This window comes from Paenibacillus bovis (assembly GCF_001421015.2).
In the GTDB taxonomy this organism is placed as follows: domain Bacteria; phylum Bacillota; class Bacilli; order Paenibacillales; family Paenibacillaceae; genus Saccharibacillus; species Saccharibacillus bovis.
In genome coordinates, this window is sequence record NZ_CP013023.1 from 3,918,411 (window position 1) to 3,932,536 (window position 14,126).

18 protein-coding genes are annotated in these 14,126 nt (G+C 47.4%); all 18 read right to left on the reverse strand.

What is annotated here, in order from left to right; genetic code table 11:
* Positions 1-26: 26 nt before the first annotated feature.
* The 18 genes from AR543_RS16640 to AR543_RS16725 all read right to left on the reverse strand — a co-directional run bounded on the left by AR543_RS16640 (position 27) and on the right by AR543_RS16725 (position 14,125).
* Positions 27-827, reverse strand: coding sequence for a CheR family methyltransferase (locus AR543_RS16640; RefSeq protein WP_060535562.1), 801 nt, complete (start codon positions 825-827; stop codon positions 27-29).
* A 50-nt stretch (positions 828-877) separates the two neighbouring features.
* Entirely contained in the window at positions 878-1,321 is a 444-nt protein-coding gene (gene ndk, locus AR543_RS16645) for a nucleoside-diphosphate kinase (RefSeq protein WP_017814395.1), read from the reverse strand.
* Between the two features lie 302 nt (positions 1,322-1,623).
* Positions 1,624-2,598 (reverse strand): heptaprenyl diphosphate synthase component II, encoded by a 975-nt coding sequence (gene hepT, locus AR543_RS16650; RefSeq protein ID WP_060535563.1) that lies wholly within the window; start codon positions 2,596-2,598, stop codon positions 1,624-1,626.
* The gene (locus AR543_RS16655; RefSeq protein WP_227871766.1) at positions 2,595-3,458 is read right to left on the reverse strand and encodes a menaquinone biosynthesis protein; all 864 of its coding nucleotides are present in this window, start codon (positions 3,456-3,458) and stop codon (positions 2,595-2,597) included. The genes hepT and AR543_RS16655 overlap by 4 nt, the downstream gene beginning before the upstream one ends.
* A gap of 2 nt (positions 3,459-3,460) precedes the next feature.
* A complete protein-coding gene (locus AR543_RS16660; RefSeq protein WP_227871767.1) occupies positions 3,461-4,126 on the reverse strand; it encodes a UbiX family flavin prenyltransferase in 666 nt (221 codons plus the stop codon).
* A complete protein-coding gene (locus tag AR543_RS16665) occupies positions 4,117-4,992 on the reverse strand; it encodes a UbiA-like polyprenyltransferase (RefSeq protein ID WP_060535565.1) in 876 nt (291 codons plus the stop codon). Before AR543_RS16665 ends, AR543_RS16660 begins: the two co-directional genes overlap by 10 nt.
* Positions 4,985-5,716, reverse strand: a complete 732-nt coding sequence (locus tag AR543_RS16670; protein WP_060535566.1) for a demethylmenaquinone methyltransferase — start codon at positions 5,714-5,716, stop codon at positions 4,985-4,987. Before AR543_RS16670 ends, AR543_RS16665 begins: the two co-directional genes overlap by 8 nt.
* A 38-nt stretch (positions 5,717-5,754) precedes the next feature.
* Positions 5,755-6,606 carry a heptaprenyl diphosphate synthase component 1 gene (locus tag AR543_RS16675; RefSeq protein ID WP_060535567.1) on the reverse strand — a complete coding sequence of 284 codons (852 nt, stop codon included), beginning with the start codon at positions 6,604-6,606 and terminating at the stop codon, positions 5,755-5,757.
* 245 nt (positions 6,607-6,851) lie between these two features.
* Positions 6,852-7,088 carry a trp RNA-binding attenuation protein MtrB gene (gene mtrB / locus AR543_RS16680; protein ID WP_017814388.1) on the reverse strand — a complete coding sequence of 79 codons (237 nt, stop codon included), beginning with the start codon at positions 7,086-7,088 and terminating at the stop codon, positions 6,852-6,854.
* 111 nt (positions 7,089-7,199) lie between these two features.
* A complete protein-coding gene (locus AR543_RS16685) occupies positions 7,200-7,472 on the reverse strand; it encodes an HU family DNA-binding protein (RefSeq protein ID WP_017814387.1) in 273 nt (90 codons plus the stop codon).
* Positions 7,473-7,681: 209 nt separating this feature from the next.
* Entirely contained in the window at positions 7,682-8,056 is a 375-nt protein-coding gene (locus tag AR543_RS16690) for a 2Fe-2S iron-sulfur cluster-binding protein (RefSeq protein ID WP_060535568.1), read from the reverse strand.
* Between the two features lie 27 nt (positions 8,057-8,083).
* Entirely contained in the window at positions 8,084-8,482 is a 399-nt protein-coding gene (locus tag AR543_RS16695) for a hypothetical protein (RefSeq protein ID WP_158523987.1), read from the reverse strand.
* A complete protein-coding gene (locus AR543_RS16700) occupies positions 8,431-8,718 on the reverse strand; it encodes a hypothetical protein (RefSeq protein WP_060535570.1) in 288 nt (95 codons plus the stop codon). Before AR543_RS16700 ends, AR543_RS16695 begins: the two co-directional genes overlap by 52 nt.
* Before the next feature lie 89 nt (positions 8,719-8,807).
* Positions 8,808-9,851 (reverse strand): NAD(P)H-dependent glycerol-3-phosphate dehydrogenase, encoded by a 1,044-nt coding sequence (locus AR543_RS16705; RefSeq protein ID WP_060535571.1) that lies wholly within the window; start codon positions 9,849-9,851, stop codon positions 8,808-8,810.
* Positions 9,844-10,467, reverse strand: a complete 624-nt coding sequence (gene plsY / locus AR543_RS16710; RefSeq protein ID WP_060535572.1) for a glycerol-3-phosphate 1-O-acyltransferase PlsY — start codon at positions 10,465-10,467, stop codon at positions 9,844-9,846. The genes AR543_RS16705 and plsY overlap by 8 nt, the downstream gene beginning before the upstream one ends.
* Positions 10,468-10,479: 12 nt before the next feature.
* Positions 10,480-11,802 carry a ribosome biogenesis GTPase Der gene (gene der, locus AR543_RS16715; protein WP_060535573.1) on the reverse strand — a complete coding sequence of 441 codons (1,323 nt, stop codon included), beginning with the start codon at positions 11,800-11,802 and terminating at the stop codon, positions 10,480-10,482.
* A gap of 438 nt (positions 11,803-12,240) precedes the next feature.
* On the reverse strand, positions 12,241-13,479 hold the full coding sequence (gene rpsA, locus AR543_RS16720; protein ID WP_060535574.1) for a 30S ribosomal protein S1: 1,239 nt from the start codon (positions 13,477-13,479) through the stop codon (positions 12,241-12,243).
* Between the two features lie 67 nt (positions 13,480-13,546).
* Positions 13,547-14,125 (reverse strand): lysophospholipid acyltransferase family protein, encoded by a 579-nt coding sequence (locus AR543_RS16725; RefSeq protein WP_060535575.1) that lies wholly within the window; start codon positions 14,123-14,125, stop codon positions 13,547-13,549.
* Between the last annotated feature and the right edge of the window lies 1 nt (position 14,126).

The window sequence follows — 14,126 nt, forward strand, 5'->3', positions numbered from 1 at the left end:
TTTTCGTTCTTGCTTGACAGCTCTAATCAGCCGTTTTTGTGATAGAAGAACGTCTCGGATGAATCAAATCCGTATTGTGCCGGAGAGAAAATCTGCTCCGTACTGCCTACAAACAATACGCCGCCCGGACGCAGACTCGCTGCAAACTTGTGGTACAGCATACTTTTGGCTTCTTCAGTAAAATAAATCATGACATTACGGCATACAATCAGGTCATATCCGGTTTCAAACGTATCTGTCAACAAATTCCCTTTGCGGAATTGTACCGCCTTTTTGAGATTGTCATTTACAGCAAACATATGACCGTTCGGTGTAAAATGGCGCTTGGCAACATCTGCTGGCACATCCTTGAGAGAACGCTCTAGATACAGCCCTTTTTTGGCTTTTTCCAATGCACCATCATCAATATCCGTAGCATGCAGTGTTGTTGAAGACAGAATATTTTTATCGGCCAAAATCGTAGCAATCGTATATGGCTCTTCACCTGTAGAGCAGGCAGCACTCCATACCTTCAGGTTTTTGCCACTTTTCTGCAGTTGCGGCAAAATGCTGTCGCGCAGTACTTCCCAACGGTTCGGGTTGCGCCAGAATTCGGATACATTGATTGTCATCCGATCGAGGAATTCATAAAACAATGATTTATCCTTGAGCATCGCTTCGAAAAATGCAGAAAATGTGTTAAATCCATTTTTGGTACGCAGTGTTGTCAATCTGCGCTTCATTTGTGCTTCCTTATACTGTGCTAAGTCAATGCCCGTACTATCTTTCACTTTTTTGATGAAACCTGTATAGTCCGAGTCTGGTTGAACGGCATCATTTGTAAGCATGGCATCACTTCCTTGAGTTCATAATGAGTGTAGTCCATGCGAGGGTATGTTTAGAGCCAGACGGAAATATTTTTCTCGTAAACGCTTAATTCGTCTGGAGTAAAAAAGTTCGCGATCTCTCGTTCTGCACTTTCAGGCGCATCGGAGCCATGAATCAGATTGAAAGGAGTGTGGGCAGCGAAATCCCCACGGATCGTGCCAGGCAATGCTTCGGTCACTTTGGTTTTGCCCATCAATGTACGGGATAATGTGATGACATCGTCACCTTCCCATACCATGGCAAATACCGGTCCCGAAGTAATGAAGTCGATAAGTTCTCCGTAGAACACTTTGCCTTCATGTTCGGCATAATGCCGTTTGGCCTGCTCTTCCGTCGGAATAAGAAACTTGCCTCCGATCAATTTGAATCCTTTGTCTTCGAAGCGGCTGATAATGCGTCCCATTAACCCCCGCTGTACTCCATCAGGTTTAATCATCAAAAATGTGCGTTCCATTGATTCACTCTCCTGTTATCTACAAAGTGATCTGCTATCGGAGCAATTTCAAGATGCCCACTTGTGTATTCTAACAGAAAGTGTGAATTACAGAAAGAAACACCATCATATACGTTTCCGACATTTTTTGATAAAATATGCCCTTTTCGGAGTACATTACTTGTTATGCGCCTGATTTCCGACAAGCAACCAGCCTTTGATGCGGTTAGCGGAAAGCCATTCACATACTTCGTAACTTATATATCGACCGGAGGTGGTCTCTCTGTTAGTTCTTGTCGAGAAATGTTTTGAAATTAACGTTATTAATGGGAGCGCTTAGCAACAAAATGAGCAATTTCCTGCAAATGCTTCTGTGTTTTGCCGGATGGCAGCTGCTGCAAAGCATCCATCGCTTTTTGGATATAACGGTCTGCCAGAGCTTCTGCCTGCTCGATTCCCCGACTGCCGCGTACCATTTGTACCGCCTGTTTTACATCAGTCTCTCCATTGGCCTGATGAATGCGTTGAATCTCGGCAAGCAGTGGCTCCCGAAGAGAATCTTGCTGCAGGGCATACAGTACCGGCAGCGTAATATTGCCCTGGCGCAGATCGCTGCCTGGCGGTTTGCCGATCTGTTTTTCCGTACCGCATAGATCCAGCACATCATCACGAATCTGAAAAGCCATGCCTACATTATAGCCGTAACGATACAGCTGACGTGTTACTTCACGTGGCGCATCGGCAGCCAATCCGCCCAACTGACAGCTGATGGCAATCAGTAAAGCCGTTTTGCGGCGAATCCGCAGTAGATAACGGCGAATCGTCTGGTCCGTATTGAAGAAGTCACGAATCTGCTCCATCTCGCCGATCGACATCTGTACCATTGCCTTGGCGAGTACACGATGAATCTCAGGGTTCTCCAGTCTCGCTACAATCACGAGGGCTTTGGCATAAATATAGTCACCGGTATACATGGCGATCCGGTTATCCCATTTGGACTTGACTGTCAGCTGCCCACGACGGGTCTCTGCATCATCAATAACATCATCATGGACCAGAGAAGCCATATGGATCAGTTCAAGCGGAACCGCCACATTGCTAAGACGTTCCAAATCGTAGTTGCCATACTTGCCTGCAAGCAGCACAAAAGCGGGACGAAGCCGCTTTCCTCCCGCTTTCAACAGATGAAGTGAAGTTTCATTAAGCAACGCATGCTCGGTATCAATGCTGCGGCTGAGCTCACGTTCGATTACGTTCATATCTTTTTTTAGTGTCCCGAAAATGTCCAGTAGTTTCATTCGTTCACCCGTGTCATCATATTGTCAGTCCATAATTCCATATTCACTTTATGATCCAGCAGACCGAGCTCATAGGCATATTGAAAATAAAGAGCAAGCCCCTGCTGTTCCTTGTCTCCAAAATCATACCATAATTGCCGGAAGTAATGTTCCCAGTATTCATGACTGCCACCCATTTTCTGACGAGCTTCATGAATAACCGGATCCAGATCAGCTACGCTGCGCTGCTTGCTGATACGCAGCTGTTCGCCAATTTCGGTTACCAGCTCCGGATAGACCGCTGCAAACCGCTTGTTTACTGCCCAGACGGCAAAGGTCATGCTAAGACCGGTCCATTCTTTCCATTCCAGTCCGAGATCGGTAATAATATAGCCTGTGTCACGCTGTGCCGCCGCAATCGCATGATCGCCGATCAGCAGAGCCGCATCACAGCGCTCCATCATCTCGTCCAGCTGAGGATCCATCGATACATATTCCGGTTGGTGCCCATATCTTTTATCCAGAATAATTTTGAGCAGATTAATAGAAGTGGCTGAAGTATTTGTCAGCGCGATCGTTCCACTTCCCAGTTCCGCTACCGGTTTTCTGGAAAACAGAAGAATCGATCCGACCGCATTTTGCGCACTTACCGACAAATCTGGCAGCAACCAGAAATCGTCAGAACGTGTTCCATAAGCAAAAGAAGATACCGGAGTAACAAACAAACGGTCTTCCAGCAGACCACGGTTCAGATTAGCCGGAAGATCGCTGTGTATGACAGCCGGTACAGACAATTGTGCCGGATCAAAATTCTGATAGATCGGCCAATCATTTGTATATTCAATTTTACCGATTTTGATCGGCAATTCAAATTCACTCACTGTTATTCCCCCCATCGTTCAAATAAATGATGCTCAATATCAAGGATATCGAGCACTTTGCCAACTACAAAGTCGACAGCATCTTCCAGTGTCTGAGGGCGATAATAAAAAGCCGGCATCGCCGGAATGATGCTGACTCCCATATGAGCCAGCTTGAGCATATTTTCCAGGTGAATCGCATGCAAAGGTGTTTCTCTTGGAACTATAACCAGTTTCCGTTCTTCTTTAATCATCACATCAGCTGCACGGGTCATCAAATTAGCAGAAATGCCTCCGGCTATATTCGCCAGTGTGCCCATGGAACAAGGAATAATGATCATGGCTTTCACACGAAATGATCCACTTGCAATCGATGCTCCAATATCCGAAAAGGAATGATACACCAGCTTGCCCGGCAGGGAGCCGAAATGCCCATCAAGCATCTCTTCCCTGCTGGAAGCAGTCCAGTCCAGTTCTTCCTTGAGCACTCTCCACCCGGCATTCGAGATCACCAGGTGGACACTGTAGCCCATCGATAACAGTATTTCAGTCAGACGAACACCATACACGGAACCACTGGCTCCGGTAATGCCAATCACATAACGCTTGCCGGCATGATCAGGATGATAGCCGGCAGGGAACGAAGCGACAGACTCGGACGGTGTATGTTCCGGACGGTTTACCACCATTGCTTAACCGCCAGATCGATCAGAGTAAAGACAAACATAATAATACTAAGCGCTCCGTTCATAGTGAAGAAAGCGGTCTGCAGACGGCTCAGGTCTTTTGGTGTAACAATATAGTGCTCGTAGAACAGAATCGCACAGGCAATAATAACACCCGCGATATACCACCAGCCCAGATCGGTAATAAACAGCAAACTGATCAGACCGGCAGCCGTAATTACATGGAATCCCTGGGCGATTTTCAGTGCGCGCGGAATACCAAAGCGGCTTGGAATCGAATGCAGTCCTTCCTTGCGATCGAACTCTGCATCATCACAGGCATAGATGACATCAAATCCGGCTGTCCAGAACGTGATAGCGATATAGAATACAATAGCTGCCCAGTCGATTCGGCCAGCGACAGCTACCCAGCCGCCCAGCGGCGCAAGCGCAATCGTCATTCCGAGTACAACATGGCACAGCCAGGTAAAGCGTTTGGTAAAGGAATAAATAATCAGCATAAAGACTGCAATCGGCAGTAGCTTGAAGGCCAGCGGCGATAGCTGTGTAACAGCCCAGAAAAAGACGACCAGCGAAATCACAATAAAGATAACAACCTCGCCGGAGCGAAGCAGCCCGGCAGGAATAGCCCGCATCATCGTACGCGGATTTTTACCGTCAAACGTACGGTCAATTAGACGATTCAGTCCCATTGCTGCACTGCGTGCACCAACCATGGCGACCAGAATCCATACAATCTGCTCCCAGGTCGGCAGATGGCCTTTTACTACATAAGATCCCAGCATCGCGCCCATAAAAGCAAACGGCAGGGCAAACAACGTATGCTCAATTTTGATCATTTCCAAAAATATCTTAATCTTTTTAAACATCCTGCTTCTCCTTGATCCCAATATGAAGTGCTGCAATTCCACCGGTCAGCGGATAAGCCTGTACCTGCTGCAGTCCGATATTACGGAATACACCAGCCAGCTCCTCGCGTCCAGGGAAAGCCTTGAGCGAATCCGGCAGCCATTTGTACTGCTCATAACGCTTGGCGACCAGCTTGCCCATCAGCGGCAGCAAATTCTGAAAATAAAAATAATACACGCCTTTAAATGGCTGCCAGGTTGGCTTGGACAGTTCCAGACATACCACCATGCCACCCGGTTTGACAACACGCTTCATTTCCTTGAGCGTCTTTTCCAGATCAGGTACATTGCGCAGCCCGAACCCGATCGTAACGTAGTCGAATGAGTTGTCTGCATACGGCAGATCCATCGCATTCCCCTGGGTCAACGTAATATTGTTGCTCCATCCGTCACGGTCAATTTTTTTCTGACCGAACTGAAGCATATTGGGACTGAAATCCAGTCCGCAGACCTGGCCGGTACCGCTGGCTTCCGCCAGACTGAGTGTCCAGTCACATGTGCCGCAGCACACATCCAGAGCCGAATCGCCCTGCTGTACATTCATTTTTTTCATTGTAAATTTGCGCCATTTTTTGTGCATGCGGAAACTCAGCACATCATTCATCATATCGTATTGGGGCGCAATCGATTCAAAAACCGACTGGACAAATTGTTCCTTCGGTTTGGCACTTTCCGGTTTGTTCATCGTCTTACCACCTCTTCTGGATTACTTGGATTATGCGGTTAGCGCAAAGTGGCATATACTTCCGTCAATGGAGCAACATCTGCACGCAGACGCTCATAACCCGGCTGCTGCAGACGCGATTGGATCACAGACAGCGATTGCTCCAGCAGCTGGCCAATTTGTTCTACTGCTCCATATTGCTCATACCACTGCTGCCAGCGCGGGCTGTCTACCGGCTCTGCCATCATCGCTACCTGATCCTGCTGGGTAGCCTGCTCCAATGCATAATACAGGCTATAATGTCCAAATGGACGCTGCTGCAGGGAGGCCTGCTTGAGCTGCATATCCTCAGCCAATACCTCGCAGCGGCTGAATGCATACAGCATTTCTTCCCACAGTTCAGCCCGATCTGCCGGAAGATAGGCTTTAAATGAAAGAAACAGCTGCATCTTCAGCTGTGTAATCGCCTCAATATACTGTTCGGAAGTAAGCATTGTTCTCTGTACCTGTTGATATAAATTCATTTTGAGACGGTTATTCTCGCAGATCGCTTCACTGAGCCTCGATACCATCTGAATCTCGCCTGCTTTGGCCAGTAGCTCGTAAAAGCGGCTACTAAAATAATCACCTGCCAGTACATTCAGCTGACGGGAACGCATTTTGGCTTCCTCCTGGTGCAGTGGAGAGGTATCAATCCGGTCATGTGTATCCAGCGCCATCTGTACCAATCCGGTCACAAGGGAAAACAGCTGACCTCTATCCGCTTTCTGCTCCGTGTCTGCAGCTTCATTCAGAAAAGCCAGCAATAGACGAGCTCTAATATCCGGAAATTCGGGAATAGCGGTATGCTCCTGAATCATATCGTAGTCTGTATATTTTTGGGATGTTTCCAATAAGCGATACGGTTTCATCTCAGCCTCCGTGCCTTTATAGGCAAGTCTATATTTTCACAAACTATAATGTTTTAGATTTAAACATTTCAGTTCATTATAACATATGTTTTTTCGACAAGACAGAGTAAGTGAACATTTGTAAGTTGATCATAATCCGGCTCGCAAAACAATAAAATACTGGCTTCCCTTCATTAAGTCCAGCTTAATAATAGGGAAGCCAGTATAGATGCTGCAGACTGCGGCTATAGGAGATGGCAGTCATATTAATCTTCCGTTTTAACGGTACCGTGCTTAGTATGCACTTCAGCGTCGCCCCTGATTTTGATCGCCGACGTATTCTCGGTAAACTGTACAATCAGCAGCTCGCCTTTGTCCAGCTTTTCCGTATGATGAAAACGGGTATCACGGCCACGGGTCAGACCGATCACCTGTACTCCATTTTCCTTGGCTTTGATAACTACATAATCACCGTTAACAATTCCGTCTTTGGATGGTTCCATTATTGCCTCCTTTTGCTTATGGCAGCTGTCCGGTCAAGCAGACGGACAGATACGGAAAGGACCGTGAACATGAAGATCACGGTCCTTTCCTGAACATGGAATATGTACAGCTTATTTAATTCCATCTTTCAGTGCTTTACCAGGTTTGAAAGCCGGGATTTTGCTCGCCGGGATTTCCATTTGCTCCCCAGTTTGCGGATTGCGTCCCATACGTGCAGAACGCTCACGAACTTCGAAGTTACCAAATCCAACCAGTTGGACTTTATCACCACTTTGCAGGGCGCTGGAGATTGCTTCGAAAACAGCGTCAACTGCTTTTGTTGCATCTTTCTTCTGCAGTTCTGTTTTTTCAACAACCTGTGCGATCAGATCAGTTTTGTTCATGTGTATTCACCTCCTAATGCAAATATAAGCTCTCCACTTGCTACTTTGGTTTTCGCATTAACGAAAATATAGGTAAACGCCGCGGAATTTTCGGAATATGGACTGTGCCAGCTATCGCCGGGACACAGAACACACCTATAGTAATACAGCTACCCTTTAATTTCAAGCGTTTTGCGCTTTTTTATCTGATATCGCTGAACTGCCAAGCATTACCAGTCACTCAAATCGTCATTTTGCTGTTCCATCTGTTTGCGAATAGCTGCCTTGAGACGGTCTTCCGGAACACGGACTATAGAATCTCCGGTTACCCGGGCCTGACAGCCAAGACGTATATGTTCTTGCAATGAAAGTCCCAGCTTGCGTGTCTCAGCCGCTCCCGGTGCAGAAAGGGAAATTTCTCCCAAAGGCTGTTCTTCCGGCAGCACCATAACCTTGCACATCAGACAAGCTGCTCTGCCGTCGCAGCGTACCGGAAGATGTACTCCTGCCCGTCTGGCAGCAGCCAGCAGCGTTGTTCCTTCTGGTACCTGAACCACTTTGCCTGCAGGCCTAAACTCTATCCGGCATTGCTGCTTTCCAGCCAAGGGAATTCCTCCTTTGAGTTACTGATATTAATTACCAGCCTGATTATCGATTCCGGTCAGTTTGTAAATGCGCTGGATCATCTGTGGATGAAAACCATTGGCAGCAATAATCTGTCTCACCAATTCACGATGATGCTCCGGCTGGGCAGCCATATGTTCTGCAATGCGCTCGTAGCGATCCCTGCGGTCCCTTAGTAGGTTAAATATCAATTCATGTGCCAGCGGCATAAGAGCCACTGAATGGCCTCCCAGCGTTGCCACAGGCGCATGATCATACAGATTTTTATCAATATGTACCCGATAATACGATTCCCGTGCACGAACTTCAAAGTCCCCGACCAATTCTACTTTGTAATCTCCGGCCTGATAGTGACTCAGGACCGAGCGATACATTCGGGTTTCATTCTGCTCCGGACCATCCAGCACAGTTGTATGAGCCTGCAGCCGGTCATGCAGCAGATTGATTGCAAGACCATCTGCATATAGATCAATATCCCGCGGCGCTTCATCCAGCGGAATGCCTTGTAGCAGTAATCCGCAGCTTCCCCCAGCAGCCAGTGTACACCCTCGCTCTCATAGTCTGGAGTCAGCCAGCTGGCCAGATCCATCAGCGACTGCTTGAGTTGCGGATGCGATTGCACATATTGTTCAGGATTATACATTTGCAAATATGCCCCCTTTGCATTCAGACCTGTACAAAAAGAACGACAGGATTTCCCTTCGTTCTCTGTACGTCTGACTCCAAATTCGATCAGGAATGCCACTGCTGCCAGATTTCCAGCTTCATGGACTCCATCTCGTTTTTGGGATCTCTTCCCATCAAAGCTTCTACAGCTTCACGCGGATCACTCTTTTCAAACAAAACGCGGTACAGCTGCTCGGCAATCGGCATCTGTACATCATATTTGCGGGACATGTCATGCGCAGCCTGGGTAGTGCGAATGCCTTCCACAACCATATTCATGGAATCCATCACTTCATCCAGCGATTTGCCCTGACCGAGCATATAGCCTGCTCTCCAGTTCCGGCTGTGACGACTGGTACCGGTAACCATAAGATCTCCGATTCCTGCAAGTCCGGCAAAGGTCAGCGGATTCGCTCCCATTTCACTGCCTACGCGGACCATTTCGGCAATACCGCGTGTCAGCAGTGCGGCTTTGGCGTTATCCCCATAGCCCAGTCCGTCAGACATTCCTGCACCCAGTGCAATAATATTTTTGAGTGCACCGGCCAGCTCTACACCAATCATATCCAGATTCGTATAGACTCTGAAATACTCCTCATTCATAAACAGCGTCTGCGCTGCTGCCGCCGCTCTTTCATTGCGAGAAGCCACGACTACAGTCGTCGGCATGCGCTTCACTACTTCTTCGGCATGGCTTGGACCCGACAATACAACAATATTGGACTCTTTGGCACCCAGTTCTTCACTGATTACTGTAGACATCCGTTTGAGGGACTCGGTCTCGAATCCTTTGGTTGCATGAACGCAGAGCATATCCTCATGATAAAAAGGCTTGAGCTGACGGCATACTTCACGCATCGCTTTGGAAGGCGCTACGATCAGAACCGCCTGGGTATCCTGCATAGCTTCAGCCAGACTGGGTGTTGCCGTTATATTTGCCGGCAGTACAGCTTCCGGTAGATATTTACGATTGGTATGGTGTTCATTGATCTCATTGGCCTGCTCATCACTACGCGTCCACAAAGACACCCGGAATCCATTATCCGCCAAAACACAGGCCAGCGCCGTTCCCCAGCTTCCTGCTACCAGAACCGTTACCTTATCAGACAACTTCGCTTCCTCCCTTGTCCGCTTTTGCTCCGATTTTGTTTTCTGTACCTTTGAAAATACGGGACAGATTCGCCCGATGACGCCATACAGCCAGCGCCCAGATAATCACACTAACCGTTACAATCGGGGCAGAATACCCCAGAAACAGCAGGATCACCGGAGTGAGCGTAACAAAAATCAGAGAGCCCAGCGATACATAGCGTGTGAGCACAATTGCCAGAATCGCAAACACACCGGCAGCCAGCGAAGGCAGCAAGCAAAGGGTAGCCAAAACGCCGATTGTCGTAGCAATTCCTTTGCCTCCGCGGAAACGGAAATAGATCGGCCAGTTATGGCCCAGAATTGCTGCAATGCCGCATAATGCCGGAACCCAATAGGTTGGAGAGGAAGACAGCCATACACCCAGCCAGACTGCCCCTACGCCTTTGAGTGCATCCAGCAGCAGAACCGTAATGGCCGGACCTTTGCCGAGCACACGAAGTGTGTTCGTTGCTCCGGCATTACCGCTGCCATGATCACGAATATCGATTCCTTTCATGCCTTTGGCAATCAGCACACTAAAACTGATGGAACCGAGAAGATAACTCACTATGATGGCTAAAACCGATACAATCACAAGCTTCTCTCCTTAATCGTCCGATGATTTGCGACGTGTAAAGATACGGATCGGCGTTCCTACGAAGTCAAATGCAGCACGGATTTTGTTTTCCAAATAACGCTCATAGGAAAAGTGCATCATTTCCGGCTCATTCACAAATACGATAATCGTAGGTGGTTTCACCGCTACCTGGGTTACATAGTTAATCCGCAGACGCTTACCTTTGTCTGTCGGTGGCGGATTGATTGCAATCGCATCCGAAATAACATCATTCAGCAAATGCGTAGGAATACGCAGGGAATGCTGCTCGGCTACCTGCTGTACGACAGGCAGAAGCTTGTGAATACGCTGTTTGGTCAGTGCCGACAGGAATACAACCGGCGCATACTGCATAAACAGGAAGTGATCACGGATATTATTTTCGAAATGCTGCATCGTTTTATCATCTTTTTCTACAACATCCCATTTGTTTACGACGATAATAGCTGCTTTACCCGCCTCATGGGCATAACCGGCTACGTGCTTATCCTGATCGATAATGCCTTCTTCGCCGTTGATCACCATCAATACTACGTCAGCACGCTCGATCGCTTTCATTGCACGCATTACACTGTATTTTTCAGTGTTTTCGTAGACTTTACCGCGTTTGCGCATACCTGCAGTATCAATCAATACATAACGCTGTCCATCACGCTCGAACGGAGTATCGATCGCATCACGTGTTGTGCCTGCTACATTGCTAACAATAACGCGCTCTTCACCAAGAATCGCATTAACGAGCGAAGATTTGCCGACATTCGGACGTCCAATCAGGGCTACGCGAATAACGTCATCGCCGTATTCATCGTCTTCCAGATCAGGCAGGTTCTCGACGATGGCATCCATCAGATCACCCATACCGCTACCATGACTACCGGAGACACCAATCGGATCACCAAAACCAACATTATAGAATTCATAAATATCGTCCATCCGGTTCATGTTATCCACTTTGTTGACAGCTACGATAACCGGCTTGCGCGAGCGGTACAAAATCTGTGCCACTTCTTCGTCGGACTGGGTCAAACCACTTTTTACATCACACATAAATACGATCACATCGGCTTCAGCGATAGCGAGTTCCGCTTGCATCCGGATCGATTTGAGCATCATATCTTCGCCGTCCAGTTCAATACCTCCGGTATCGATAACGCTGAAAGGCTTGCCATTCCATTCTGAAGTTCCATATATCCGGTCACGGGTTACACCCGGTCGGTCTTCTACGATTGCCAACCGGTCACCGATCATCCGGTTAAATACCGTTGACTTGCCCACATTTGGGCGTCCAACGATTGCTACTACGGGTCTTGCCATAGGTTTTTGCCTCCTGTTCTATCTTTCCGTTAATCATCATAGCAAAAAACGATAGCCTTGGCTAACATTATGATGAATTTAACGCTAATAAAAAGCAATAATCGGCGAACCCATTACGGATTCGCCGATTATCTGGTGAGCTTAGCCGATAAATCCTCCGCAATCATCTGGTGGACTGTACGGGTTAAGCCCTGGAATGTTTATGCTGGTGAAGTGAATATTGCAATGTGATTTCTTGCTTGCAAGCAATACCGTCTGTTCTAACTTTTAGCTATGAATTCTCTTACTTAGCAGCAGGAAACTTTCATTTTCTACTGCTTTAAGAGAGGAGTGGATTGAAGTTATTGTAGTTGGTATTGGTCATGCGTCTAAACGGCATTGAAACGTTACCGTTTAGGGAGCAAGGAAATCACTTGCTCTTAAATCACTTGCTTCTAATCACTTAAATTTGCTCAGTTTGTCGCCGAAGAGGTCGCCCAGTGTTACGTTCATGCCTTGATTGCTCAGGGAAACGTTAGGGTTGTTCAGCTCTTCCTGTTTTGGAGCGCGGTTGCCTTTGTTGCTGTTTTCTCTAGGCGCTTTTGGCTCATCAGCAGGAGCTTCTTCGGTTTCTTTGATGCTCAGGCTAACGCGTTTTTCGCTTGGATTTACATCCAGAACTTTAACGGAAACCGTTTGGCCTTCTTCCAGTACTTCTTGCGGAGTACCGATGTGTTTGTGGGAGATTTGGGAAATGTGTACCAGACCTTCTACTCCTGGAGCGATTTCAACGAATGCGCCGAAGTTTACAAGACGTTTTACTTCGCCGGATACTACATCGCCAGTATGGAATTTGTCTGCTGCAGTCTCCCAAGGACCTGGTTGAGCTGCTTTGATACTGAGGCTGATTTTGCCTTTTTCAGGATCAACACGCAGTACTTTTACTTTTACTTGGTCGCCTTCGGACAGTACGTCAGCTGGTTTGTCTACATGTGTCCAAGCGATCTCGGATACGTGTACCAGACCATCTACGCCTCCTACATCAACGAATGCACCGAATTGAGTCAGACGCTGTACAGTACCTGTCAGCTCCTGGCCTTCTTGCAGGCTTTCCATGATTTTGTGCTTGTTGGACTCGTATTCCGCTTCCAGTACATCTTTTTGGGACAGGATTACTTTGTTGTTTTCGCGATCCAGTTCTTTTACTTTAACGCGAAGTGTACGACCTTTGTAATCGCTGAAATCTTCTACGAAATGACGCTCTACCATGGATGCAGGGATAAATCCGCGTGCGCCTACGTCAGCTACCAGTCCGCCTTTTACAACGTCGGATACAGTAACTTCAAATACTTCACCGGATTCAAAACGTTGTTCCAGTGATTCCCAAGCGTTTTCACTATCGATCGCACGCTTGGACAGAACGAGAGTTTCTTTCTCGTCGTTGATGCTTACTACTTTGCATTCCACTTCCTGTCCCACTTCCACAGCTTCAGAAGCGCTGTCTACGTGCACAGAAGAAAGTTCACGGACTGGAATAACACCGTCATATTTATATCCAATACTTACATAAGCTTGATTATCATCAATTTTGACGATTGTTCCAGTGACAGTGTCACCTTTGTTCACGGAGACCATTTGATCAAGCGCCTCCTGGTTTGTAACTTCGGTAGTTTCTTGGTTATTATTTTCTTCCGACATGTCAATACCCTCCTCGATTCAAATCCCATTTATTTAAACTCAATGTAAAGCTGAGTTCAAAACACATTTATTGATGTTCACGAATAATCTTATGGATAGCTTCCATAATTTTCTCCGTCGCTTCCTCGGCCGTACCGATTGCATCCTTGCCTTTGTAGGCAGAAAGATCAACAGGTGGACCATACACAACCTTGGTTGTACGAAAAAGCTTGTAATTTCCAATAATCGCAGCCGGAATCACTGCCGCATCGCTCCGTAATGCAAAAGTTGCAGCGCCACGTTTGGCGACTGCTGCCTGAGAATTACGTGTACCTTCAGGGAAAATCCCCATTATACCGCCTTCACGTAAAATCGTGAGCGCGGTACGGATCGATTCTTTGCTGATACCGCCCCGTTTGACCGGAAAAGCACCAAGTCTTGCAATAATCGGTCCCAGTACCGGAGTGTGGAACAGTTCTTCCTTGGCCATAAAACGAACCTGGCGTTTAATCAGGATACCTACCATAGGAGGATCCAGATTACTGATGTGGTTGGAACAGAGCAGTACGCCGCCATGCTGCGGGATATGCTCCAATCCCTCCGCTTTGATACGGAACAGAATTCGGTAAAAAAAGCGTATAAGAGCGCGAATGAATCGATAGAACATC

What these genes read in the sequence shown, in the direction of transcription:
- AR543_RS16640 (WP_060535562.1), bottom strand. Translation starts at nt 827, where the DNA reads ATGCTTACAAATGATGCCGTTCAACCAGACTCGGACTATACAGGTTTC.
- ndk (WP_017814395.1), bottom strand. Translation starts at nt 1,321, where the DNA reads ATGGAACGCACATTTTTGATGATTAAACCTGATGGAGTACAGCGGGGG.
- hepT (WP_060535563.1), bottom strand. Translation starts at nt 2,598, where the DNA reads ATGAAACTACTGGACATTTTCGGGACACTAAAAAAAGATATGAACGTA.
- AR543_RS16660 (WP_227871767.1), bottom strand. Translation starts at nt 4,126, where the DNA reads ATGGTGGTAAACCGTCCGGAACATACACCGTCCGAGTCTGTCGCTTCG.
- AR543_RS16665 (WP_060535565.1), bottom strand. Translation starts at nt 4,992, where the DNA reads ATGTTTAAAAAGATTAAGATATTTTTGGAAATGATCAAAATTGAGCAT.
- AR543_RS16670 (WP_060535566.1), bottom strand. Translation starts at nt 5,716, where the DNA reads ATGAACAAACCGGAAAGTGCCAAACCGAAGGAACAATTTGTCCAGTCG.
- AR543_RS16675 (WP_060535567.1), bottom strand. Translation starts at nt 6,606, where the DNA reads ATGAAACCGTATCGCTTATTGGAAACATCCCAAAAATATACAGACTAC.
- mtrB (WP_017814388.1), bottom strand. Translation starts at nt 7,088, where the DNA reads ATGGAACCATCCAAAGACGGAATTGTTAACGGTGATTATGTAGTTATC.
- AR543_RS16685 (WP_017814387.1), bottom strand. Translation starts at nt 7,472, where the DNA reads ATGAACAAAACTGATCTGATCGCACAGGTTGTTGAAAAAACAGAACTG.
- AR543_RS16700 (WP_060535570.1), bottom strand. Translation starts at nt 8,718, where the DNA reads ATGTATAATCCTGAACAATATGTGCAATCGCATCCGCAACTCAAGCAG.
- der (WP_060535573.1), bottom strand. Translation starts at nt 11,802, where the DNA reads ATGGCAAGACCCGTAGTAGCAATCGTTGGACGCCCAAATGTGGGCAAG.
- rpsA (WP_060535574.1), bottom strand. Translation starts at nt 13,479, where the DNA reads ATGTCGGAAGAAAATAATAACCAAGAAACTACCGAAGTTACAAACCAG.
- AR543_RS16725 (WP_060535575.1), bottom strand. Translation starts at nt 14,125, where the DNA reads ATGTTCTATCGATTCATTCGCGCTCTTATACGCTTTTTTTACCGAATT.